The sequence below is a fragment of the Streptomyces sp. NPDC086077 genome (genome assembly GCF_040686175.1).
In the GTDB taxonomy this organism is placed as follows: domain Bacteria; phylum Actinomycetota; class Actinomycetes; order Streptomycetales; family Streptomycetaceae; genus Streptomyces.
Window position 1 is genome coordinate 1 of sequence record NZ_JBFBJT010000090.1, and the last position, 22,691, is coordinate 22,691.

Genomic DNA, 22,691 nt, shown 5'->3' on the forward strand with positions numbered 1-22,691 from the left:
CGGCCATCGGCCGCGCCCACTCGGTCGTTGTTGGTCACCCGTGGCTATCATCAGCCGCCTTCGGACGGCCCAGGGACGGCCCAAGCAGAGCCCCTGATGCGGTGCTGGGAGATCTACAGACCTCACCGAATCACCTCCTCACATGCTGACTGGCCTGCTGATCCGTGATGCTCGGGCCGCTCGCAGGGCCCGAGCCATCCTGTCCGCGTCTCGTGCAAGCAGCGTTCAGCCTGGCCCTGTCCTCACCTGAAGCTCGCGGCTTCCTGCTGGCCCAGATACCACTAACTACTTCAGCGATTGGCTGACACCAGTCACATACCTAGCTCAGAATGTCCTTATGACGAGCATGCAGCGCAGGGCACTTTGGGGAAGCACGATTGCGGTTGGGGTTCTACTAATTGCTGCTGGCGCCTACCTAGGCCTAGAGAAAACCAATGCACTGAGCGGCATCATCAGCGCAATCGCTGGCGTACTTGGCGTAGCCATCGGGATCCATCAAATTCTTTCCAACCCCTCGGGTACAGCTAACGCAGCACAGTCACAGCAGAGTGGAGCAAATTCGGTAAATATCCAGGGCGGTCGCGATGTCACCCTAGGAGACAACAACCAGATCGGAAAGTAGCCGTGAGGCGGTGGCTGACACAGAAACAGCAGGCCGGAAGTCGCGGGTCTAACATGCAGGCAGGCCGCGATCTATTCGTGATGGGAATGAGTTATGCTGACGTAAAATCAGTCGCCAGAGATACTGCAATGGAAGTATTCCGCGAGAATGCCACCAAACTAACACGCGAAGCCCATTCCATTGCCTACTCCCGTGCCGAGGAGTTTACGGAGAACTTCCTCGACGAGATGATGACAACCTGCCCTGAAGCATTGCACCAGATACAGGAGCCTGGGGTACAAGCCACCATCCTTGAAGCTCAATCAGGTTACGCGAGTACAGGGGACGAGGATCTCGCCAATCTGCTTGTCGAACTTCTAATTGGACGTATGAAAAGAGATGCGAGAGACCTAACGCAACTCGCCTTGAGCTCAGCAGTCAGCGTTGCAAAGGACCTTCGATCTGCCCACTTTTCCCTACTCTCATGCAACCTCTTCCTCAAAGGCGTACGGTTGCCCGTCACTAGCTTTGAGGAACTAGCACAAGGGATGGATGAGGCCCTGTATCCGATCCAGGACGCTCTATACACCATCGGACCGCAAGACCTCGATTACCTCGTTGGGCGCGGTTGCCTAATTTCAGCCACAGGTGCAATCAGCATTGGGCGCTATCTACGGATGAATTACCCCGGGATTTGCACGAGAGGATTTAAAGCAGACGAGTGGCCCGAATCGCGTCTCCTCATGGACACACCACTGGCGGAACCACACCCAGAGAACTCCGGATACTATCGCGTTCCAATAGTGACGAACATGGACCTTGAAGTACTTCTCGAATCTTATGAACTGGAGCACCTACGGGGCGCGGCTAAAGAGGCATTGCAGCACAACGTCATGGGAGACATGGAAATTTCATCGCTGTTGACTTCCACCAGACCCCGACTGACGAACACATTTTCTCGGTGGTCATTTCTGGGTCTAGAGCACTATGTAAATACAGCAACAGGAACTGCCATCGGACATGCGCACCTCCGAAACGTAACCGGAGAAGAGCTCCCACCGCTGGGATCGTTTCTCTAGGAGCCGTACCCCTCCAACATGCTTGGAGGGAGCATGCCGCAGTGTCACCACGCTTCGCCACACGATACGCACTAAAGCAAAATAGGAAGTGTCGACGGAAGGCCCGTGTGGCGACGCCAGTATGCTCAATTCGAGCCAGGCCCGACTGCTGCCGCCCGCTGGAGCGACGGCCGGGCAGAGGTGCTGGTGTACGCCCCCATCCGGCGTCGTTGACGTCAGCTGTGGATGTCAGACCGCCCCTCAATGCCAGGGTCACCGCCCGGGCCGCACCTCGTCTCCCTCGTCGAGAGCATCACGAGCTACTAGCGTGAAGTTCGTGAGCAGTTGCTCGACTTCCTCTTTCAAAGCCATAAGGTCTGAGGGAAGGGCTTCTAGTTCAGGGTGATGCTGCTGAAATTCCCCAGCGTAATGCTGCATCAGCACGGCCCCGTTCCAGTCGCCAAGGGCGTACGCGAGCTCGCGGGCTACCACGGCGGCCCTCGCGGGGCCCTCAAGCTGAACGGTGATACTGACATCCCATAGCTCGGCCATCAGCTGACTGGTGTCGAGGGTACCGGGCAAGCGCGCGTCTTGCCTTAGGGCGCTACTTCTCGGGGCTAGCTCCCTGCGCACAGCATTGGCCACACGCAGCAGATCCTTGTAGGCATCCCTTCGCACCTGCCGACGCCAATGCGAATGTTGCGCCCGACTCTGGTTCCGGCCGCTGATGATGGCCGAGAAGATCGCCCCGGCAGCCCCGACCGCTGCACCCAGCACTCCTGCACACGCACCCGCCAGTGCTATTCCTCCAGTGTCCATGGCGGGCATTGTGCCGGTCATCTCGGCCGGCAAGGAGTCACCATGCGCATCGACAGCAGTCCCCGCGCACAGGCTGGGCGCCCCGGCAACGCAACCCGCGGCCAAGCGCTCAGAAGGCGCTTGAGCGGACCATAGGAAGTGCAGGCCTGACCTGGCCTTTTCCGGGCGTGGAGTGCGGACGTTCGGCTACTTCGACATGCATTCGACAGACGCTCGCTCGCAGCCATACACCACAAGCGGTGCGCCGGGCATCAATCAAGGGTGCCGCGCAGTCTTCGCTCCTGGTACCACTCCAGGAACCGGCGCCACAGCGATCGCCCGGGAGGGTCGACGTCCGGGGCGGCGTCCAACCAGCCTCTCGCTGACTGCATCACGTGATCAATCACCGCGATCAGCTCGCCAGACCGACGCCGAAGCGCCTCGTCCAACTGGTCCGTTAACGGTTCATCCCTGAGTGAAGCACCCCACCAGTCATCCAAGTACCTCACCAGGCCGCTTATCTGTTCGACAAGGCTGTCCGCGCTCATCCTCTCAAGAGACGACACAGAGAGGCGCAGCAGGGACTGCTGGAACCACAGCCTCTTCATCGCCTCGGCAACTGCAATACGGGCCTCAGCAGGGGTATCGCCGACGGTTTGCCCAGGGTGCTGCAAGTACACGGCCTGGACGCCGCGCGCGTGAGCGACTGCAGTCCGAACCTCTTCAACAGCTCCGAAGAACGCAGCGTATGCGTCGCGCCTCATCTGCCAACGAGCATCGAACCGTTGCCCGCGCACCTGCATCCGGACGGCTTCCAGCGCTGCCCGTGCTTGTGCCCTGGCCCCTACCCATGCGACCGCGCCGCCCAGCGCCGTCGCGCCGGCACCTACCAAAGCGCCCTGGATTTGAGGATCCACCGCTGCTCTCAGCCGTAGTAGTGGTTGGTATACCACGGGCCGCCGTCATGCCCGTCCGAAACTGCGTTGATTGCCCAGCGCCCTATGGCATGCCGCATCGGCCCCCGACCCGGCGGAAAGAAACACCCCATCTTGTCGTACCGCCACCCCTGGGGGAAACCCATATGGGCGGGGCCTGTGACCTGGACGTTCGCCGAACGTGCCGGTAGCTGACCTGTCACTGGCTGTCTCTACTCGAGCAGCCTCGCACGGCCCAGGCTCGGCAGATACCGCTATACCGCGCGACACAAGCTACGAGCGAGCCCTACAGTCACGCATGCTTCGTAGGCTCGCGTCACTCCGGCGCGGCGCTTGATCTGAGGTTTGCCAGTCTCGCGATCACACGGCTTAGATCACATTCAGAGGATCGGAACAACGGGAGGGAAAATGAGCGACACGAAGGATGAATGGGTTCCTTTCACCGCACGCCGCTCAGAAGCCAGCTTGCAGGAGTTCACCCGCCTTAGTGACGGCGTACCCCCATGGCTGCGTGAGTCGCTCTGGAATTGGCTTTCTGAGCGAATGCATAAAAATGCTCTCGGAAACAACGGTCGTTGGTACCGAACTCCGAGCGAAGAAAAGATCAGGCGGGCAGAGAGAGTCCTCAAGGTTTCGTCCGGATGGACTGGCGATGGAGATTCCCACCCTGACAGAGTCGGAGGGCTCTCGAAATTCAGGGCAGCCATCTACCAAAATCAGGATGCTTTCCTTGGTGCCGTCGATCTCGCCCTTTCGGAGCTTGATCCAGACGACAAGGCATGCACAAGTCTGGAAAAAATCCTAGAAGAGGGGACGTCGGCTTGGCGGGTCGGCCTAGTCTGCGGAAAGCCCGGCCTGGTAGAGCGTATCGACGCGACAGTGCAACTTGCTGCAGAGGCGACGGGAGCACTCGACCCACGAGCGGGAAGGCTGCTGGCTGACGCCTGGAAGCACGCGTTCTCCATGAATCGCGATCCCTCCGCAGCCTATCGCTGCGCCGTCCGAGCAGTCGAAGCTGCCGCAGCTCCGGTCATCTCCCCCAACGACACCATCCCCACTCTCGGTAAAATGATCTCGGCCTTCCGGAGCAAGCCGGAAAAGTGGAACTTCTCCTTCAAGGTGGATTCCGCAACCGACCCCAAGAGTGTCCTCCTGGGCATGATCCAGATCCTTTGGACCAACGAGTATTCACGACACGTGGACCCAGACATCAAGGCGCCGCTTCACGTTTCACAAGAAGAAGCGGAAAGTGCGGTCGTTCTGGCATTGACTCTGGTCAATTGGTTTATTTCAGGCGCTATTTCACCCGACCTGCGGCAAGGCACCTAAGGGTCGGTGGGGCGGCTTTGGGCTGGAGCTGCTTTGAGGCGAGTGATCTTGGCCCCGTAAGCTGATGGCGAGTCGGGCAGTCTGTGGACCTGCCCGGTAAAGCACGAATTGGGCCCAAGACCTTAGAGGCTCGCCCCAAAGTGGCTGCCTAAAGCCGTGGAGCCGACCGCCCCAGCCACAGAGGGTTTCTTCCCCCTTCATGCCCGCTGCCGCCAGCGCGCCGCCGGGCGGGGCCGCCGCTGGCGAAGACAGGGCGGCGGCCCCGCCCGGCAAGGCGGCGCGCGCCCGCGCCGTGCGCGGGCACTTGATGAAGTAGAGAAAGTTGTACCGCGCTGGGATCTGACAGGGATCTTTCGCTGGTGCAGGTTAGCTAGAGGATGGCCGCAGGGCCGTCAGCCATGCCTTGATTCTTCTGGCACGAGTCGGCTCGTAAATCCGTCACCCCGCAGGCGATCGTATGCCGCCGCCACTTCGCCAGGGATGTCCTGCTCGATCATGAACCCTTGGCGGGGGTAAACCATGAGCCGCTGCTGAGCACCGACCAGCATGTCGATCACAAGGCGTGCGTCCTGGACCGAGTCGACGTACTCGGGGAGTGTCATGGGTGTGGATGCGCTGACCCACTCCACGTCCGGCCACAGCTTGCGCGCCGTGGCGTACGCGCGCCGTTCCTCGTACGGCTTGCTGACTAGCAGGATGGATGAGACGGGAACGCGCCGCTCCTCAAGCAGAGTGCGCGAAAGGCGAATGTTCTCGCCCGTGTTCTGGGCCTTCGGCTCGACAAAGATGGCGTCCGCTGGCACGCCCAGCTCCACGGCGCGGTCCCGGTAGTGCTCAGCCTCGCCGCGCGGCATCCGCTCGCGCGTCGTACGGCTGGTCGCTCCCGTGAAGACGATGAGCGGCGCCATGCCTCGGTGGTACAGGTCTGCGGTGGTGTCAGCCACTCCCAGGTCGTGGCTGCCGAGTCCTATCGCGACGGAGCAGGGGCGCGGCTCGTGTCCCATCTGCTGGAAGTCCCAGAGCCGCTGAGCGTCCGCCCACGCCTGAGTGGAGATCACTTGCTCTCGCCCTCCGTGTTCGCCGAGTCCGGCACCTTGAAGTCGTACGCCCACGCGAAGCGCGTAGCCGCGTGGACCCCAATGGCGAACTCCACCACAGTCCCGTCGGCTGTGTACGTGGTGCGGTGAAGTTCCACTACCCATTCACCGGGAGAGAGCTGAAGGAGCTGGGTTTCGTCGGTCGTGGGCACTCTGGCAAACAGTTCCTCCTTCATGTGGTCGATCTCGTATCCGGCGTCGTACAGGACACGGAAGCCGCCGCCACGGCCGGCGGGACCCGGGGTCGGGTCGACGATGCGCGTCCCCTCCACATGCTCGGGACGGTAGTAGCTGGTCAGCGTGTGTGTCGGCTGGACACCTTCCTTGACCAGGCGCGCACGCGCGTACACCTCAGCGCCTTCCGGCAATCCGTGAGCCTCAGCCACAAGCGTCGGCGCTTTCACGCGGCGGACGCTCTGGGTCTGCTCGTTCCTGCGGTACGCCCGGCCGGACGCCACACGGTCCGCGATGAACGCGACCTCGTCTCCGTCCCGCCATTTGGCCTTGTCGTAGCGTGCGATACCGAGGCGCTTGAGCGGTGCCTGCTGCCGGACGACGGTGCCATGGCCTCGCGAGGAGGTCACCAGCCCCTCGGCTTCCAAAGCCTTGTATGCCGCGTGGACCGTGGACTTGGACCCTTCACCCGCTTCCACAAGGTCTCTGATCTGCGGCAATTGCTCGCCGGGCGCGTATTCGCCGTTCCGGATCTTCTCTGCGATCCGGTCCGCTAGCTCCCGCCATTTGGGCGCCATGCAGAACCTCCTCTCGACATTGACCAGTGAAGCACAGTCCCAGGACTGTTGACAGTCCCAGGACTGTGCGCCATTGTCTTCTTGAGCGATCCGCAGTCCTAGGACAGCGGATCGTAAGAGCCCACTTTGGGCTGCTGCAACAACTCCACAGCGTGATCCGTCACAGACACGACGGCCGTGACCATGCCGGCCGAGGTGAGCGGAGACCAGTCGGTCATCTCCCGTCAGGGACACGTGCCGACTCAAAAGAACGGATCTGCCCAAGGGCACGCACGCCGCGCGAAGAGACCGAGATGCGATTCCTCGGAGGAGCGGGACGAGGCTCAGATCCATGTCGCGCAGTACGGGCCGTCACCTCCCGCAAAAGGTGTCCGGCGCGGCTCAGGTCCGCGCATTCCGACCTTGGCCGCATCTGTGCGGCGGCCGGTTGCCTCCGCTGCTCGTCTCGTACGAGCAGCGCTGAGGGGAGCCGGATCTACCGACTTCAACGGCGTGAGCCCCCGGAGGTGCAACTCCGGGGGCTCTGTTCGGGCCGTTGCCTGCTTTGAGGGAGACCACGACCCATGAACCACATCGTGACTGTTCAGGACGCTGTTACCGCGTTCGCCGACTTCATGGAGCCGACGGATGCGGAGTTGGACGCGATCGAGATCGAGATGCCGGTCATCCTCGCGGACATCGAGTTGATCGACTGCTACATCACCACCCTGGACCGGGTGCCGTCCGAGCTGGACACGCGCCGGCTGCGTCGGGCCCGGCGCCGGGCGCTGGCCGCGCGAGTGGAGCTGACCCGTCAGTCCGCCCCCACCTGGGAGGTCGGGGCGTGAGCGGGCTGCTGACGCTGGCCGGCCTGTCGGTCCCGATGCGGGCGCTGCGCACGCTGGCTGCCGAGTACGGCGACTTGCCCGCACCGGCCGTGGGGGTGTCCACGGTCTACCCCGAGCGCCTGGAGCTCTCGCTGCATGAAGGGCTGGGCGCTTTCGATGCCTGGCGTGCGGCCCTGGACATCCGTCCGGATGAGGTGGAGTTCCGCGAGCAGGCCGGCAACACGTGGACGCTGACCGCGTCCGCCCCGTACGCGGGTGCTGAGGTCCGTCTGATCGCCTACGGGCCCGCTCTGGACACCGTGCGTGCGGGTGCCGGGGACGGGGGCGGGGATGCTTGATTCCCTCTCCCCGGATCAGATCCGTTCGGCGGAGAAGACGCTCTCTGCCGGGACGTGGGCGATTACCGCCGGCGCGGTGTTGTTCTCCGTCTTGACCGTGACGCCGCTGGTCGAGCGGGTCACGCCCGATGGATGGGACTGGACGGCACCGATCCTTCCGCTCGTGGTGGATACCGCGGTGGTCATCGTGGTCCGCCTCGATGCGACCGTGGCACGCCTGGGGGGAAGTTCGGGTGCGTGGCCGGCTGTGCTGCGCTGGATGACCGGACTGATGACGCTGTTCCTCAACGTCGGGGACAGCGCATTGAAGGGTGACGTGGTCGGGGTTGCGGTCCACTCGGTCGCACCGCTCCTGTTGATCACCACGGCCGAAGCAGGCCTCGCCTACCGCCGCGCGATCAACAAGGCAGTGGAGCGCATCGAGCGTTCACGGGCCGCCGTAGCCGAGCAGCGTGAACAGCAGCAGCGGGCCGACCGTGAACGCGAGCGGGCTGAGCGTGAACACCGTGAACAGCAGGCCCGCGACCATGCCGAGAAGCTGGAACGCGAGCGTGCCGAGCGGGAGGCTTCCGAGCGGGCTGCGGAGCGCGAGCACACCGCCCGCATGGAGCGTGAGCGCCTCGACCGCGAGGCCGAAACCCGCCGTGAGCAGCGCGAATACGAAGAGCGCGTGCGGCGCGAGCAGCAGCAGCGCGAGGACGCGTTGCGGCGTGAACAGCGTGAACAGGCGGAGCGTTCAGGGCGCGAGCAGCAGGCCCGCGAGGCAGCCACCCAGGCCGCACGCGAGGCAGTTGAGCGGCGGACCGTGAACACCGTGAACGGGCCCGTGAACACCGCCGTGAACAGTCAGCCGACTGTGTTCACGAAGATGCCTGAGGACGAAGCCCGCGCCTATCTCCGGTCGTTCCGGGAGGGCGAGAAGTCGGTGCGGCAGCTCGCTGACGAGACCGGCTGGTCCATCGGATGGGTCGCTACCCGTCTGCGCGAGAGCGCGCAGGAGGGCGAGCCGGCTGAGGCTCTCGCCTGATGGCCGCAATACCGGTCTACCCCTGGCGGCTGGCCCCCGACGGTCTGGCCACGGTCCGGCAACTGCGGGCCCGGGGCTTACGGCCCGGCGGGCAAGACGTCGCCGCACAGATCGAACGGCCCCGCTACCGGCGCGGCCCGCTGATCGCCTACCTGTACGAGATCGACAAGGCCAAGCCCGTCCGGACCATGACGCCCGGGAAATGGGCGGCCCTGGCAAAGGCGAACACCGCGCGCCGCACATGCCCTGAGTGCGAGCGGGATGCCGGCTACGTCATCCCGCCCTCGCTCGGCATGTGCGTGCCCTGCGCCTACCCCGACGACGAACAGCGCGCCGCATAAGCCCTGTTGACAGGCCCGGCCAACCACCTACCACAGCTTCGGCCGGGCCCTACTCCCTTGAAGGAGTGCTCACAGCATGACGGAACTCAGCACTGAGCCGGTAGCCGTTCCCACGGCTCCGGTCACCCCGCCTCCGCCTCCCGACAACACGCCCGCCGTGGCCAAGGAAGCGGGGGAGGTCGAGCACACGCCCGGCGGCTGGCCGATCGTCCCGCTCGCCCTGTCCGGGGCGAACAGCACGATCGGCGCGGTCGCCGCCGCATCGCTGGCTGGCGGCCCGATCGCCGCGGCGGTCGCCGCTACCGGCATGGTCGTGCTCGGCACGGTCGCAGCGAACCGTTCCCGCAAGCCCAACCCGCGGCGCGAGACTCGCCGGGCTGCGGCCCGCGCCGCCGGCCTTGCAGCCGCACGCTCCGCGGGCTCGCTCAGTCCCGGAGCAGGCACACGCGGTAGGGCCGGCAGCCGATCGGGGGCGGCCGGTGGCCGGTCGGGCAAGGTGCCCGGCCAGCACCGCCGCACTGCTGCCGGCAGCACGGCGACCAGCGGAAAGGCTGGCGGCAAGGTCAGCCACAGCCCTGCCAAGCATGCCGCGGGTGCGGGTAAGGGCGTGGCGGGCCGATTGGGGCAGGTCAAGGCTTTGCGGGCCGCGCAGAGGGCTGCGGCTGGCTCGCGTGGTGGGCAGCGGGCGCAGACCACGAGCGCCCGGCGTGCGGTGGCCGATGCTCGCCGCAACGCCAAGGCCGCCGCTGGCAACCACCGGTCAGGCAAGCGCCCTGGCCTGGGCGGTCGCCTGATGGGCGGCGCCGTACGCAAGGCACGGACAGCGCGGGATGCGGCGGTCGCCAAGCAGCGCAGCAAGCGGGACGCCAAGGCTCGCGGCGCGGTGGCGGCGCAGCGTGCGCAGGTCCGCAAGGCCCCGGCTCGTGAGGCAGCGCGGCAGGCGTTGCGCCGGTCCGCGGCCCGCTTCCACGGGCGCCGCCTGTTCGCCGCGCTGCTCGCGCTGCCGGTCGGCCTGCTCGGCTGCCTGTCCACGTGGATCGGCCGGAAGTTCAACGTCCCCGCCCTGATGCACCCCGGCAGGCGCCTGTACCGGCGGATGGTCCAGGCCGCGGGCGAGCAGCGAGCGGCGCGGGATGAGAGCGCGCGTCAGGAGCAGCGCGAGCAGGAGGCCGCCGCGGACGCGGCAGCCAGCCAGGACGGCACGGACGGTATCGCGGACGGCGTTGCCCGGCCCGCGGCCACGGTTCCCACCAGCACGAACACCCTTGTGAGTGAAGGAGAGTACGTGTCCGGATTCAGGTTCGAAGAGGCTGCTGCCGAGATGGAGCAGGCCGCCAACCAGTACGAGCCCGAGAACGCCATGGAGATCCTCGCCATGGTCGAGGGCCTGCCTGCTGCGCTCACCGCGGTGGCGAACGTGATGAAGATCCTCGCCGAGCGTTCCGACTCCGAGTTTCCGCTGGAGAAGGAGGTCGCGGACGGCTTCAACGACATCTTCGGCGCCCTGATGAGCGCGGTCGCGGTCGCGGAGGACATGGGGCCGCTGTTCCGCCAGGCCCACGAGCAGGACATCGCCCGGCACGAGGACCCCCGCAACGGCACCGAGGCTGAGAAGGGCTGGAACGTCTGACATGAGCAGCACCGCCACCGCCACCAAGAACGCCGCGAGTGGTCCGGTGCTGGACTGGGCTGCCGGTCACGGACCCGTGACCGGCGCCCTGTCCGCCACCACCGGAGCCTTCGCCCTCGCCACCACCGGCGCCGCCACCCACATGCCGCCCGGATGGGCCCTCGCGGTCGGCGCCGCCGGCGCCCTCGGACACACCATCGCCGGCCTGCGCGTGCGCAACGCCGGGCGCACCCTCGCCACCCGCGCCGCGTCGTGGCTGGTCGGCGCCGGATGGACCACCTGGGCCATGACCACCGGCCCCCTGACCTGGGCCGCCCTCGGCTCGCTGGCCACCATCAGCGTCGGGATCGGCGCCGCCGCCCGCTCCGCAGCCCTCTACGAAGAGGCCCGCGAGGACGAGGCCAACGCCGCTGAGCAGCGCGCCGTCGCTGCGGAGCTGTCCGCGGAACGGCGTGCGGTCGCCGCGGAATGGGTCGACCGCATTCAGCGGGTCTGCTCGATCACCGTGCGCGTGGTCGGGGTCGAGATGTGGGAGACCGGCGCCGGCTACTCCCTCGACGCCGAACTCCCGCCGGGCGGGGCAACGTGGAACAAGATTGCTGCCGAGTCGGCGCGGCTGTCCGCGGATGCGCGCCTGCCGCACGGCTGCACCGCCACCGCCGGACCCGGCATCCACCAGGGACGCGTCATCATCGACGTGACCACGGTCAACGTGCTGGAAGAGGAGCGCACCTACCCCGTCGACTACGGGCCGCTGTCGGTGCACACCGGCATCCCGTGGGGGTACCGGACGAACGCGGAAGAGATCCGGGCGTATCTGCGGGAGCAGTGCGCGCTGATCGTGGGTCCGACGGGTTCGGGCAAGACGAACATGGTGCACGCGATCCTCGCCGGATTCGCCCGCGCTGAGGACATCCTGACGTGGGTGATCGACCTGAACGCCGGATCTGCCGGCCTGCCCTGGGTCCTCCCCGCCCTCAACGGTGAGATCACGCGCGAGGACGGCAAGCCCGTGCGGCCCGGTATTGACTGGCTCGCCGGGACGTACGACGAAGCCATGACCATGCTGGATGCGGCCGTGCGCGTGGCCAAGCACCGCAAGATGGGCTACCAGGACCTGCTGGCCAAGGCCAACACGGATCTGCTGCCGGTCAGCGGGAAGATTCCTCAGATCATGCTCGTCATCGACGAGGGCGCGGAGATCCTGGCCAGCACCGACCGCCAGATCCGCAAGCTCGGAGACAAGATCCTGGAAGTGATCCGGATCGCCCGCGCCATGGGCGTGCGCACCGTCATCACCGCCCTCGGAGCCACCGGCAGCGTGCTGAGCAACCTGATGATCCGGCGCGAGGCCAAGGTGCGCGTCGCCCTCACCGGGGGCGAGACCGAGGGCATGGACCTCTCGAAGATGTTCCCCGGCAGCCGCGGACTCCGTGTGGACCAGGCCCCGCACAAGGGCGCCGGGTTCATGGGCACACCGGAGTCACCAGCCGCACTGTTCAAGGCGTGGCGGATCCTCCCGAACCAGATCCGGGAGATCACCGCCGCCACCTCCGACCGACACCCCACCCTCGATGCCGTGTCCGCAAAGGCTGCCGGCCCCGCCTACGCCCGACGCTGGGATGCCGACCGCACCGCATGGATGCGCGACCACGTCGTATCCGAGGACGCCAGGGACAACTCGCCCTCTGCTCCGGGGGCGCTGCGCCTGTCGGCCCTGAGCGAGCAGCGCGAGTCCCCGGAGGACGTACTGGCGCGCCGCTTCCGTGAGGAGATCGACGCACAGTTCGGCACCGCACCCGAACCCCACACCGCGAGCGAGACCGACGTGCCGGAGCAGCCGGCCGGACTGAACCTGTCGGCCCTGCGGGACGACCAGGACAGCCCCGCGCAACAGGCCGCGCTCGCCGCACTGATCGCCGCCGGACCGGAAGGCACCGGAGCCTCTGCGATCGCCCGCGCGCTCGCGGACGCGTTCGGGACGACCCGGCAGACGGTCGTGGGGTGGCTGAAAACGTGGATGCAGGACGGCACCGCCGTGCGCGTCGGCGAGGGCACCAAAGCCCGCTACGTCCACCGCTCCCACACCCCCGAGAGCTGACCGCTTGTCGCTTGTCGCCCCCGCGCGAACACATGTCGCCTACCGGGTCCGTGGGGCCCGGAGACGGCTTGTGACCTGGGAGGCGACAAGCGACAAGACAAGCGACAAGACAAGCAAGGCGACAAGCCGCACGACAAGAGAGACGACAAGCCACGCGACAAGCAACCCACCCATCGCACGGGCCCGCGCCACCTGTCGGCGCGGGCCCGCGGCACACCCCGAGGGAGACCGGAATGCGCCACCACACCCCGCCCGGCCAGATAGCCCCCCACATCCCCACCGACGACTGGCAGCGCGCCCAAGCCACCGGACAACCGATCGTGATCGTCGTCAACGACCCGCAGCCCGCCTTCCCCTGGCAGCGGCTCTTCATCCCGTTCGCGATCGCCGGGGCCGCCGCCCTCGGCACCTGGGGTGTCGTCGCCGCGCTCGCCTGGCTCCTGGACGTGGCCGCCCACACCGCCACTGTCATCGCGGGTGCCGCCGGACCCATCGGCATCGGTGGCATCACCCTGCGCCTCGCCCGCGGCAAGCACACCTAGCTACGCCAAGGGCGGCCCCCCGATTCCGCCAAGAACACAGGGCCGCCCTTGCCCAGCCAGAACCGACCAAGGAACTGGAGACCTCCAGCATGACCCAACCCACCGACATCGGGCGAGCCCTCGCCTCACCACCCGTGATCGTGGCGTTGTGCGCCGGCTACGGCGGCTTGGAAGCCGCGATCCGTGCCCGCATCGGCGGCCGGGTCGCGGCCTACGCCGAGAACAACGCCTACGCCGCGAACGTCTTCGCCGCACGACACCCCGGAATCCCCAACCTCGGGGACATCACCACCGCGGACTGGCACCAAGTCCGCGACCTGTGCCGGCCCACGGTCGTCAGTGCCGGTTTCCCCTGCCGCAACACCTCCAACGCTGGACGAAGGGACGGGATCAATGGCCAGTGGTCGCGGGTCTGGAAAAACGTCGCTCAGGCTGTGGGCGTCCTTCGACCGCGCCTCGTCTTCCTGGAAAACGTGGCGGCGCTCCGCTCGCGGGGGCTGGACGTCGTCGCCGCGGACCTGGCCGCGATCGGGTATGACGTCCGGTGGACATGCGTACGAGCTGGTGACCCCGAAACCGGGGCCCCGCACGAACGCGACCGCTGGTTCGCAGTCGCCCATCCCGCTGATGCCGACCCCCACCAGCTCGGACGGCACTGGCGGCCCCGGCACCAGCCCGAAACGCAAGGGCGGAATGAACCTACGCACCGCAGTGACACGGCTGCCGGCACCAACGGAGTCCTGAGCCTGGTCCCCACACCCGCCGCACGCGACTGGAAGTCCGGCGCCTCGAACCTGATGGATCGCAACGCACGCCCGCTCAACGAGTTCGTCGTCAACCGCCTGCCCTACAGCGGTTCGTGGGTCTCCACCGACGGCATCGACTACGGGCCCGCCATCCGACGTTGGGAACAGATCACCGGGCGTCCGGCGCCCTGCCCGACCGAGCCCGGCACCCGCGGCAACCGCCGCCTGGCGCCGGTCTTCACGGAATGGCTCATGGGCCTGCCCGACGGGTGGGTGACCGCGGTGCCTGGCATCCCTCGAAAGGAACAACTCCGCATCCTCGGCAACGGCGTCGTCTCCCGCCAGGCCTGCCACGCCTACGGCCTGATGCTCGGTGCCACCACGGCCAGGCCGGCGTGGGGGGTGGCCGCGTGAGCGAGCACCTGTTGCGCGCCGCCCTGGACGCAACCGAGCGAGGCTGGCACGTCTTCCCCCTGCGGCCCGGCACCAAGCGGCCCGCGCTGCACGGCGAGCAGGCATGTACCCGCGTCGGAGCCTGCGAGGCAGGCCACCGCAAGTGGGAGGAGCGCGCCACGACCGACCCGGACCGCATCCGCGCTACCTGGTCCCGCGGGCCGTTCAACGTCGGTATCGCCACCGGCCCGTCCGGGCTTGTGGTGGTCGATCTGGACATGCCCAAGGACAACAGCAATGGGGACGCGCCTTGCGGCGCGGCAACCTTCGAGGCGCTCTGCGAGCGCACCGGACAGCCGGTGCCCACCACCTACCGGACGCGGACCGCGAGCGGCGGTGAGCACCTGTTCTTCACCGCACCGGCGGGTGCCCGGCTGGCCAACACGGCGGGCAGCCTCGCACCGCTGGTCGATACCCGTGCCTGGGGTGGCTACGTCGTCGCCGCAGGGAGCACCACACCAACCGGCCCCTACACCGTCACCCACGACACGTCCCCTACGTCGCTGCCCGAATGGCTGCTCCGTCTGCTGGAGTCGCCGGCACCCGAACCTGTCGGGCCGTTCGTGTGGCCGACGCTCAGCGGTAGCCGTGCCGCGACCGCTGCTCTGGAACGGGAATGCCGGGTGGTAATGGCCGCGCCGCAGGGGGCGGGCAACATCACGCTGAACCGGTGCGCCTTCAAGGTGGGGCGCTTCGTCGCGTGGGGCGACATCGCCCGGCACGTGGTGGAGCAGGCCTTCCAAGCGGCGGGGGAAGCGCGCGGACTCACCGCTGCCGAGTGCCGCGCCACGATCCGCAGCGCCCTGGACAGCTCCCTCCGCAAAGCGCGTCCCCGGGGTGCGGCATGAGCACCCCACCCCGTCCCCCCTTGGAAGGCCAACAGGCGGCCCCCAGGGGTTCGCAGGACGCCGGTCAGGCCGCGCCCATCCGGGCCGTGGGCGTGCCGAGGGTCGTCGCCCGTCAGGGCGTCCCTTCTGCTGTTCGCTCTGAGAAGTTCCGCAGCGACCAGGCCCGCCACAGCACGCTCGACCCCACACCGGACCAGCCCGGTATCCGCATCTACGCCCCACCGCTCTACCGGGATCACTGGGACGGCGCCCGCTGGTCGAAGCGGCCCGGCGACACCCCGAACGCCGCCTACGCCTGCCCGTGCGGGCAGACCGGCACCGCCACCGGAGCGCCGAAAGTGGCCGCGCTCGCGGCCGAGTACGCCGCCCACAAGTCCGCCTGCACGGGAGCTCCCGTGCCCCTGCCCGAAAGGAGGGCCGCCGCATGACCGAGATCATCGACGGGGCCGCGCTGCTGGATGAGGTCGAAGCCTTCCACCGCCGCTTCAACGTCTTCCCCACCGAACACGCCTACGTCGCTGTAGCGCTGTGGGACGCGCACGCCCACCTGATGGACGCGCTCGACGGCACCGCCCGCATCGCGTTCCTCAGTCCCGAACCGGGATCGGGCAAGTCCCGTGCACTGGAAATCATCGAAACCCTCACCCCGCGCGCGGCGACCACCGTCAACGCTTCAGCGAACGCCCTGTTCCGGCTCGTCTCCGCAGACGAGGGCACCCCGACTCTCCTCTTCGACGAGATCGACACCGTATTCGGGCCCAAGGCCGGCGGGAACGAAGAGGTCCGCGGGTTCCTTAACTCCGGCTACCGGCGCGGCGCGAAGTCCCTGCGCTGCATCGGAGAGGGCTCAGATCAGAAAGCGGCGTTCCTTCCGTCGTTCTGCGCGGTCGCTATGGCCGGACTCGGCTCGCTGCCCGACACGATCCTGACCAGGTCCGTCATCATCCGCATGCGCAAGAAGGCACCCAACGAGAAGTGCGAGCCCTACCGGCGGCGCATCCACGAAAAGCAGGGCCACGCCCTACGGGACCGGCTCGCCGACTGGACGGCACCCCTGCACGACCAGATCGCCGAAGCGTGGCCGGAGATGCCCGAGGGCGTCACCGACCGGCCGGCCGACGTGTGGGAACCCCTGCTCGCCGTTGCGGACGCGGCCGGCGGACACTGGCCCGAGCGCGCCCGCGCAGCCTGCATCGCGCTCATCAAGGCCGCTTCCGAGGGCGACCAGGCTTCCCTCGGGGTACGCCTGCTGACCGACCTGCGCGACAAGGTGTTCTGCGGCGTGGACCGGATGCCCACCGCCGCCATCCTGGAAGTCCTCCTCAACCTCGATGACGCGCCATGGGCCGACATGAGCGAGGACGGCCAAGGCATCAAGCCCCTCACCGCGCGCGCCCTGTCCAAGCTCCTCAGCCAGTACGTACGCCCCGACAACAGCCCCATCAAGCCCCGCGGCATCCGCGTCGGTGCAACGACCCCCAAGGGCTACTACGCCGAAGACCTCAGCGACGCCTGGGCCCGCTACTGCCCCCCGGACCCCCAGAAGTCCGCAACATCCGCCACAGCCGCAACATCGCAGGTCAACGAGGGTGAAGTTGTGGCGGAAGACCCTTCCGGCAGCCGCCACATGTTCGCGGAAACCGACACACGGCAACTCCGCATCGCCGGCTGACCAACCACACCCTGCGCTGCCGCGCGGCGGCAGCTATCCGCAACAGAAACGCTATCCGCCACAGATTCAAGCCGCTGACCTGCAATGTTGCGGCGTGGCGGATGTTGCGGATCCCCCAGAAGGCAGAAACCGAGGAGAAGCAACGATGGCTCGCCCCCAGATGCTCAAACTCCCCGAAGTCCTCGCCGAGATCGACATGAGCCGTGCCGCCTTCTACCGCATGCGCGCGAAGGGCAAGGCGCCCAAGCTCATCAAACTCCCCAACGGTCAGCTCCGCTGCCGCCGCACGGACCTCGACGCCTGGTGGTCGTCCATGGAAGACGCTGCCGCCTGATCACCTACCGCACAGACGAGACGAGGGGCCCGCTTCCGGCGGGCCCCTCTGGAGTTCATATGGCACTGACCTACGACGTTCGCCTCTACTCCATTGAGGTTCGCAAGGATCGCCCGAAGCCGTACCGCCTGCGCTGGCTGGTCGGGGAGCGCAAGCATTCCAAGAGCTACACGCTCAAGGTCCAGGCCGAAGGGCGCCGCTCGGAACTGATGTCCGCGGTGCGACGCGGCGACCAGTTCGACGAGGACACGGGCCTGCCCGTTTCCGAGCTGCGGGCCAAGCAAGGCTCCGTGACGTGGTACGAGCACAGCCGTGTGTACGTCGAACGCAAATGGTCGCTGGCCCCTGCGAAGTCTCGGAAGAACTACGCCGATGCGCTGGCAACCATTACTCCCGCCCTAGTGAAGTCCAAGGCAGGGATGCCCGATGCCGCACTCATGAGGCGCGCGCTGTACGGCTGGGCGTACAACCGAAACCGCTGGAACGAGACCCCGCCGGACGATGTCGCCCGAGCCCTCGCCTGGATCTCCAAGCACTCCATGCCCGTCTCTGCGCTGGAGGACCCGGCGAACATTCGCGTTGCCCTGGAAGCGCTGTCCCTGCGGCTGGATGGGAAAGAGGCCTCGCCACGCACCGCGAAACGCAAGCGCGCGTGTCTCAGTGACGTTCTCGGCCTCGCCGTGGAAAAGCAGTACTTCACCATGCCGGTCAACCCAATCACCGCTGTGAAGTGGGCAGCCCCGAAGTCCGTGGAAGAGGTCGACCCCGAGAGCGTCGCCAACCCCCGCCAAGTGCGAGCGCTACTGGCTGGGGTCCGTGAACAGGGACTCCGGGGGCAGCATCTGGAGGCGTTCTTCGGATGCCTGTACTACGCCGCCATGCGACCTGCCGAAGCGAGCAACCTGCGTGTGAGCCAGTGCCACCTCCCGGACTCAGGTTGGGGCATGCTCACCCTGCGACAAGGCGTCGTCCGGGCGGGACGGAGCTGGACGAACGACGGAACGGCGCATGAGACACGCCACCTCAAGGCCCGCGCGAAGAAAGACTCCCGGCCGGTGCCCATCCCGCCGCACTTCGTCCGCATGCTGCGGCAGCACCTCGGAACCCACGGCACGGCACCTGACGGCCGACTCTTCCGGACGAACCGAAACGGCCTTCTACAGGAGACCGGCTACGGGGAGGTCTGGGCAAAGGCCCGCCGGGACGTGCTGAGCGAGGCAGAGACAGCCTCACTGCTAGCCCGGCGCCCCTACGACCTGCGGCACGCCGGAGTGTCGTTCTGGCTGAGTTCCGGGGTGGATGCGATGGAGTGCGCCCGCCGCGCCGGCCACAGCATCGCGGTGTTGCACAAGGTGTACGCCAAGGTCCTCGACCAAACCCGCGAGCGGGCCAACAGCCGGATCGACGCAGCTCTCCGCGAGTGGAACGAACCAGAGTGATCACGCTCTGCCCCGGGGGACACCTGGGGGACGCACACTGATCGATAGCGGGAAACACGCGGTATGAGGTGAGACACGTCCGCGTCCCGTCCACGAGGAATCGAACGGGGATCTCTAACGAGAAACCCCCTCCGACCTGCCATCAAGGCTGGTCGGAGGGGGTTTTCCCCAGAGTGGCGGCGCCAGGATTCGAACCTGGGAAGGTAGAACCGGCAGATTTACAGTCTGCTCCCTTTGGCCGCTCGGGCACACCGCCGGGGGTCGCTGCCGATCAAACCGCCTTTCGGCGGTGCTCGCTGGCAACGACGTAAACAATACCCGATAGGCAGGGGTGCTTCGCCACCCGATTGATCGCCGCTCGGGGGACGGGGGGTGGCTAGTCTTGTCCGGATGCGGCCCCGGGTCCGAGCCGGGCCGGGTCGTCGCCCGCGTACGCCGCTACGCACCGATTCGCCCCCTGATACAAGGAGCCACACCACATGGCCGACTCCAGTTTCGACATCGTCTCGAAGGTCGAGCGGCAGGAGGTCGACAACGCCCTCAACCAGGCCGCCAAGGAGATCTCGCAGCGCTACGACTTCAAGGGCGTGGGCGCCTCGATCTCGTGGTCCGGCGACAAGATCCTCATGGAGGCGAACTCAGAGGACCGGGTGAACGCCGTCCTCGACGTCTTCCAGTCCAAGCTGGTCAAGCGCGGCATCTCGCTGAAGGCCCTGGACGCGGGTGAGCCCCAGCTCTCGGGCAAGGAATACAAGATCTTCGCGTCCATCGAGGAGGGTATCTCCCAGGACAACGCGAAGAAGGTTGCGAAGATCATCCGTGACGAGGGACCGAAGGGCATCAAGGCCCAGGTCCAGGGCGACGAACTGCGCGTCACGTCCAAGAGCCGGGACGACCTGCAGGCCGTGATCGCCCTTCTCAAGGGCAAGGACTTCGACTTCGCGCTGCAGTTCGTGAACTACCGGTAATCACCGCGCCGCGTGCGACCGAGGAGCCGAGGAGGGCGAGGCGCCGATGATCCGGTGGCCCGCCCTTCTCGGCCCGCACAGACCGGCTCCTCGCGCCACGCGCGCCGGCTGTCGGCTGTCGGCTGTCGGCTGTCGGCTGTCGGCTGTCGGCTGTCGGCACGTAGCTTTCTCGCCCTCGTCCGCATGTGCCCGGCGCCCGGTGCGTGTGCGCGTTGACGCCCTCGCTCAGTCGCGCGAGTGGCCGAACATGATGCGGTACGCGATCAGCAGGACCAGCGAGCCACCTATCGCCGCCGCCCAGGTGGTGCCGTCGTAGAAGTCCTTGGTGATCGGGTGGTCCAGCCAGCGGGCCGATATCCAGCCGCCGATGAACGCCCCGGCGATGCCGATCACAGTCGTGCCGATGAATCCGCCCGGGTCGCGGCCCGGCAGCAGAATCTTGGCGATGGCTCCGGCCAACAGCCCCAGGATGATCCAAGCGATGATGCTCATGCCCTGAACCTGCCCTTCCGTACTGGGTCTTCACCGTCCGGGAGCTGTGATCTTGGCGATGTCCGCCTCGCACGGATGCAGCCGTGGTCGTGTCTGTCGCGTCCCGCGTTGCCGCGCGTTGCGTCCTGCTCTTGCGCTTGCCCTTGCTCTTGCCCTTGCCCTTTGCCCTTGCCCTTGCCCTTGCCCTTGCCCTTGCGAAGGACGGCAGGGCAGTACCTGGCGGTTACAACTGCCGGTGGGGGGGCAGATGCCACACCGCGCCGAAGGGCCGATGCGGCTACGACGCCGGCGTCGCGGCCGTGCGTATGCGGAAGTCGGACCAGGGTGCCAGGTCCAACCCGTCGTTCGTCTCCTCGTACCACCCCGTGCCCTCGACCCAGGCGTGCAGCCAGGCCGTGAGGCTGGGGGCGTCCACGTACCAGGCGTGGTCGGCGTCGTCCGCGTTCGGTTCGAAGAGCAGGACGGGGGCCCGCGGGTCGAGGCAGTCCACGCAGGCGTACATCGCACAGCCCCAGTGCGATATCGGCAGCACGCCTTCGGGCCACGGCCACTCGGGGTCCTTGCGGCCGCTCTCGCGGTTGGCGAGGTACTGCACGACGGCGGCGGGCTCACCGGCGGGTGGGCTGTCGAGCAGGGGCAGCAGGCCGTACTCCGGGCCGAATCCGCCGTCCCCTATCCGTGCGTAGAGCCGCGCGAGCAGGGGCGGCAGACGGAAGCCGAGCGCGGACTCGGCGCGGGCCACCGTGGCGGCGTCCACGGGCTCGGGAAGTGAAGGCCAGCCCCACGGTCGGGTGTTACGGGCCTTGCCCTCCACCCGTGCCAGCAACTGCTCGGTCTCGGTCATGGATTCATGATGCGGGGCGGCACTGACAATCGGGCCGGCCTGTGGACAACCCCGCGGCTGTGGACGACGTGCGGGAGGCCTGTGTCACCAACCCGAGACGAAGGGCTGGTCCGTGGAGACGATGTCGCGGCCGAAGGGCAGCAGCGAGACGGGGATGAGCTTGAAGTTGGCGATGCCGAGCGGGATGCCGATGATCGTGACGCACAGCGCGATGCCGGTGACGATGTGGGCGAGGGCCAGCCACCAGCCCGCGAGGACCAGCCACAGGACGTTGCCGACGCACGAAGGGGCTCCGGCGTCGCGGCGCTCGACCGTCGTGTACCCGAAGGGCCACAGGGCGTAGACGCCGATGCGGAACGCGGCGATGCCGAACGGGATGCCGATGATCGTGATGCACAGCAGCACGCCCGCCAGCAGATAGCCGAGGAACAGCCAGAAGCCGCTCAGGACGAGCCATATGACGTTGAGGATTGTCTTCACGGGCGTCGACCTGCCATCTGTTCGAGGCGAGCGATGCGCTCGGCCATGGGCGGGTGCGTGGAGAACATCTTGGACAGTCCCTGTCCCGGGCGGAACGGGTTGGCGATCATCATGTGGCTCGCGGTCTCGATCCGGGGCTCGGGAGGCAGCGGAAGCTGCTTGGTACCGGCCTCCAGCTTGCGCAGCGCGCTGGCGAGGGCGAGCGGGTCGCCGGTGAGCTGGGCGCCGGAGGCGTCGGCCTCGTACTCGCGGGAGCGGCTGATGGCCAGCTGGATGAGGGTGGCCGCCAGCGGGCCCAGGATCAAGATCAGCAGCATGCCGAGGATGCCGGGGCCGTCGTCGTCGTCGGAGCGGCCGATCGGGATCAGCCAGGCGAAGTTGACCAGGAACATGATCACGGAGGCGAGGGCGCCCGCGACCGAGGAGATGAGGATGTCGCGGTTGTAGACGTGGCTCAGCTCGTGGCCGATGACGCCGCGCAGCTCACGCTCGTCCAGGGTGCGCAGGATGCCCTCCGTGCAGCACACGGCCGCGTTGCGCGGGTTGCGGCCGGTCGCGAAGGCGTTCGGCGCCTCCGTCGGGGAGATGTACAGGCGGGGCATGGGCTGGCGGGCCTGCGTCGAGAGGTCGCGGACCATGCGGTACAGGGCGGGGGCCTCGAACTCGCTCACCGGGCGGGCCCGCATCGCGCGCAGGGCCAGCTTGTCGCTGTTCCAGTAGGCGTACGCGTTCGTGCCCAGGGCGATCAGGACGGCGACGACGAGGCCGACGCGCCCGAAAAAGCTGCCGATGAGGATGATGAGTGCGGACAGTCCCCCGAGGAGGACTGCGGTCCTGAGCCCGTTGTGCCGGCGGTGCACGGTACGCCCTCCAAGTGGTGCAGCAGGGGAACCCTTTGCTAGTTGATCTCCGGTCCCGCTGGTGCCGTGGTGGCAGTTCCAGTGGACCCTCCCGATTTGGACAACGCGAGGCGAGGGCCACCAGTTCCCTTGTGTGTGCGGCGGCACGCGTCGGCCGTCCGGGTGAGGGCGCCCGGCCG

Annotated in this window: 25 protein-coding genes and 1 tRNA gene; 17 read left to right on the plus strand and 9 right to left on the minus strand. The window is 67.2% G+C overall.

Annotated features, from left to right (window positions below):
* Positions 1 to 337: 337 nt before the first annotated feature.
* Positions 338 to 622 carry a hypothetical protein gene (locus tag AB0O67_RS24095; protein ID WP_365453509.1) on the plus strand — a complete coding sequence of 95 codons (285 nt, stop codon included), beginning with the start codon at positions 338 to 340 and terminating at the stop codon, positions 620 to 622.
* 86 nt (positions 623 to 708) lie between these two features.
* Positions 709 to 1,680, plus strand: coding sequence for an LPO_1073/Vpar_1526 family protein (locus AB0O67_RS24100; protein WP_365453512.1), 972 nt, complete (start codon positions 709 to 711; stop codon positions 1,678 to 1,680).
* Positions 1,681 to 1,932: 252 nt separating this feature from the next.
* Here the strand turns inward: AB0O67_RS24100 and AB0O67_RS24105 are convergent, their stop codons facing one another.
* Positions 1,933 to 2,478 carry a hypothetical protein gene (locus tag AB0O67_RS24105; RefSeq protein ID WP_365453515.1) on the minus strand — a complete coding sequence of 182 codons (546 nt, stop codon included), beginning with the start codon at positions 2,476 to 2,478 and terminating at the stop codon, positions 1,933 to 1,935.
* Positions 2,479 to 2,729: 251 nt separating this feature from the next.
* Positions 2,730 to 3,374: a hypothetical protein gene (locus tag AB0O67_RS24110; RefSeq protein WP_365453518.1), complete on the minus strand. Its 645-nt coding sequence runs from the start codon at positions 3,372 to 3,374 to the stop codon at positions 2,730 to 2,732.
* 426 nt (positions 3,375 to 3,800) lie between these two features.
* Here AB0O67_RS24110 and AB0O67_RS24115 point away from each other — a divergent pair, with 426 nt between their 5' ends.
* Entirely contained in the window at positions 3,801 to 4,721 is a 921-nt protein-coding gene (locus AB0O67_RS24115; RefSeq protein ID WP_365453521.1) for a hypothetical protein, read from the plus strand.
* A gap of 392 nt (positions 4,722 to 5,113) precedes the next feature.
* Here AB0O67_RS24115 and AB0O67_RS24120 read toward each other — a convergent pair whose 3' ends face one another.
* Both AB0O67_RS24120 and AB0O67_RS24125 read right to left on the minus strand, forming a co-directional pair.
* The gene (locus tag AB0O67_RS24120; protein WP_365453524.1) at positions 5,114 to 5,779 is read right to left on the minus strand and encodes a YdcF family protein; all 666 of its coding nucleotides are present in this window, start codon (positions 5,777 to 5,779) and stop codon (positions 5,114 to 5,116) included.
* Positions 5,776 to 6,570 carry a GntR family transcriptional regulator gene (locus tag AB0O67_RS24125; protein ID WP_365453527.1) on the minus strand — a complete coding sequence of 265 codons (795 nt, stop codon included), beginning with the start codon at positions 6,568 to 6,570 and terminating at the stop codon, positions 5,776 to 5,778. Before AB0O67_RS24125 ends, AB0O67_RS24120 begins: the two co-directional genes overlap by 4 nt.
* Positions 6,571 to 7,133: 563 nt before the next feature.
* Between AB0O67_RS24125 and AB0O67_RS24130 the strand changes: the two genes are divergently transcribed.
* The 13 genes from AB0O67_RS24130 (at position 7,134) to AB0O67_RS24190 (ending at position 18,868) form a co-directional block, all read left to right on the plus strand.
* Positions 7,134 to 7,397 carry a DUF6284 family protein gene (locus AB0O67_RS24130; protein ID WP_365453530.1) on the plus strand — a complete coding sequence of 88 codons (264 nt, stop codon included), beginning with the start codon at positions 7,134 to 7,136 and terminating at the stop codon, positions 7,395 to 7,397.
* Positions 7,394 to 7,735 (plus strand): hypothetical protein, encoded by a 342-nt coding sequence (locus AB0O67_RS24135; protein WP_365453533.1) that lies wholly within the window; start codon positions 7,394 to 7,396, stop codon positions 7,733 to 7,735. Before AB0O67_RS24130 ends, AB0O67_RS24135 begins: the two co-directional genes overlap by 4 nt.
* On the plus strand, positions 7,728 to 8,762 hold the full coding sequence (locus AB0O67_RS24140) for a DUF2637 domain-containing protein (protein WP_365453536.1): 1,035 nt from the start codon (positions 7,728 to 7,730) through the stop codon (positions 8,760 to 8,762). The genes AB0O67_RS24135 and AB0O67_RS24140 overlap by 8 nt, the downstream gene beginning before the upstream one ends.
* Positions 8,762 to 9,103 carry an RRQRL motif-containing zinc-binding protein gene (locus AB0O67_RS24145; protein ID WP_365453539.1) on the plus strand — a complete coding sequence of 114 codons (342 nt, stop codon included), beginning with the start codon at positions 8,762 to 8,764 and terminating at the stop codon, positions 9,101 to 9,103. Before AB0O67_RS24140 ends, AB0O67_RS24145 begins: the two co-directional genes overlap by 1 nt.
* Positions 9,104 to 9,179: 76 nt before the next feature.
* Entirely contained in the window at positions 9,180 to 10,733 is a 1,554-nt protein-coding gene (locus AB0O67_RS24150; protein WP_365453542.1) for a hypothetical protein, read from the plus strand.
* 1 nt (position 10,734) lies between these two features.
* The gene (locus AB0O67_RS24155; protein ID WP_365453545.1) at positions 10,735 to 12,834 is read left to right on the plus strand and encodes a hypothetical protein; all 2,100 of its coding nucleotides are present in this window, start codon (positions 10,735 to 10,737) and stop codon (positions 12,832 to 12,834) included.
* A gap of 233 nt (positions 12,835 to 13,067) precedes the next feature.
* Positions 13,068 to 13,376 (plus strand): hypothetical protein, encoded by a 309-nt coding sequence (locus AB0O67_RS24160; RefSeq protein ID WP_365453548.1) that lies wholly within the window; start codon positions 13,068 to 13,070, stop codon positions 13,374 to 13,376.
* Positions 13,377 to 13,465: 89 nt separating this feature from the next.
* A complete protein-coding gene (locus AB0O67_RS24165) occupies positions 13,466 to 14,536 on the plus strand; it encodes a DNA cytosine methyltransferase (protein ID WP_365453551.1) in 1,071 nt (356 codons plus the stop codon).
* Positions 14,533 to 15,423, plus strand: a complete 891-nt coding sequence (locus AB0O67_RS24170) for a bifunctional DNA primase/polymerase (RefSeq protein ID WP_365453554.1) — start codon at positions 14,533 to 14,535, stop codon at positions 15,421 to 15,423. The genes AB0O67_RS24165 and AB0O67_RS24170 overlap by 4 nt, the downstream gene beginning before the upstream one ends.
* Positions 15,420 to 15,851, plus strand: coding sequence for a hypothetical protein (locus tag AB0O67_RS24175; RefSeq protein WP_365453557.1), 432 nt, complete (start codon positions 15,420 to 15,422; stop codon positions 15,849 to 15,851). Before AB0O67_RS24170 ends, AB0O67_RS24175 begins: the two co-directional genes overlap by 4 nt.
* On the plus strand, positions 15,848 to 17,095 hold the full coding sequence (locus AB0O67_RS24180; RefSeq protein WP_365453560.1) for a DUF3631 domain-containing protein: 1,248 nt from the start codon (positions 15,848 to 15,850) through the stop codon (positions 17,093 to 17,095). Before AB0O67_RS24175 ends, AB0O67_RS24180 begins: the two co-directional genes overlap by 4 nt.
* A gap of 145 nt (positions 17,096 to 17,240) precedes the next feature.
* A complete protein-coding gene (locus AB0O67_RS24185) occupies positions 17,241 to 17,429 on the plus strand; it encodes a helix-turn-helix domain-containing protein (RefSeq protein ID WP_365453563.1) in 189 nt (62 codons plus the stop codon).
* A gap of 59 nt (positions 17,430 to 17,488) precedes the next feature.
* Positions 17,489 to 18,868 carry a site-specific integrase gene (locus AB0O67_RS24190; RefSeq protein WP_365453566.1) on the plus strand — a complete coding sequence of 460 codons (1,380 nt, stop codon included), beginning with the start codon at positions 17,489 to 17,491 and terminating at the stop codon, positions 18,866 to 18,868.
* Positions 18,869 to 19,042: 174 nt separating this feature from the next.
* On the opposite strand, the gene AB0O67_RS24195 is transcribed toward AB0O67_RS24190, so the two are convergent.
* Positions 19,043 to 19,124: transfer RNA gene (locus AB0O67_RS24195), tRNA-Tyr, on the minus strand.
* 223 nt (positions 19,125 to 19,347) lie between these two features.
* Here AB0O67_RS24195 and AB0O67_RS24200 point away from each other — a divergent pair.
* Complete coding sequence (locus AB0O67_RS24200) at positions 19,348 to 19,836, plus strand: YajQ family cyclic di-GMP-binding protein (RefSeq protein ID WP_365453569.1); 489 nt, start codon at positions 19,348 to 19,350, stop codon at positions 19,834 to 19,836.
* Positions 19,837 to 20,061: 225 nt separating this feature from the next.
* Here AB0O67_RS24200 and AB0O67_RS24205 read toward each other — a convergent pair whose 3' ends face one another.
* From AB0O67_RS24205 to htpX, 4 genes are all read right to left on the minus strand, one after another.
* Positions 20,062 to 20,328: a GlsB/YeaQ/YmgE family stress response membrane protein gene (locus AB0O67_RS24205; protein WP_365453572.1), complete on the minus strand. Its 267-nt coding sequence runs from the start codon at positions 20,326 to 20,328 to the stop codon at positions 20,062 to 20,064.
* Positions 20,329 to 20,605: 277 nt separating this feature from the next.
* On the minus strand, positions 20,606 to 21,172 hold the full coding sequence (locus AB0O67_RS24210) for an SMI1/KNR4 family protein (protein WP_365453575.1): 567 nt from the start codon (positions 21,170 to 21,172) through the stop codon (positions 20,606 to 20,608).
* Between the two features lie 84 nt (positions 21,173 to 21,256).
* Entirely contained in the window at positions 21,257 to 21,652 is a 396-nt protein-coding gene (locus AB0O67_RS24215) for a YccF domain-containing protein (protein WP_365453578.1), read from the minus strand.
* Entirely contained in the window at positions 21,649 to 22,512 is an 864-nt protein-coding gene (gene htpX / locus AB0O67_RS24220; protein ID WP_365453580.1) for a zinc metalloprotease HtpX, read from the minus strand. Before htpX ends, AB0O67_RS24215 begins: the two co-directional genes overlap by 4 nt.
* Positions 22,513 to 22,691: the final 179 nt, after the last annotated feature.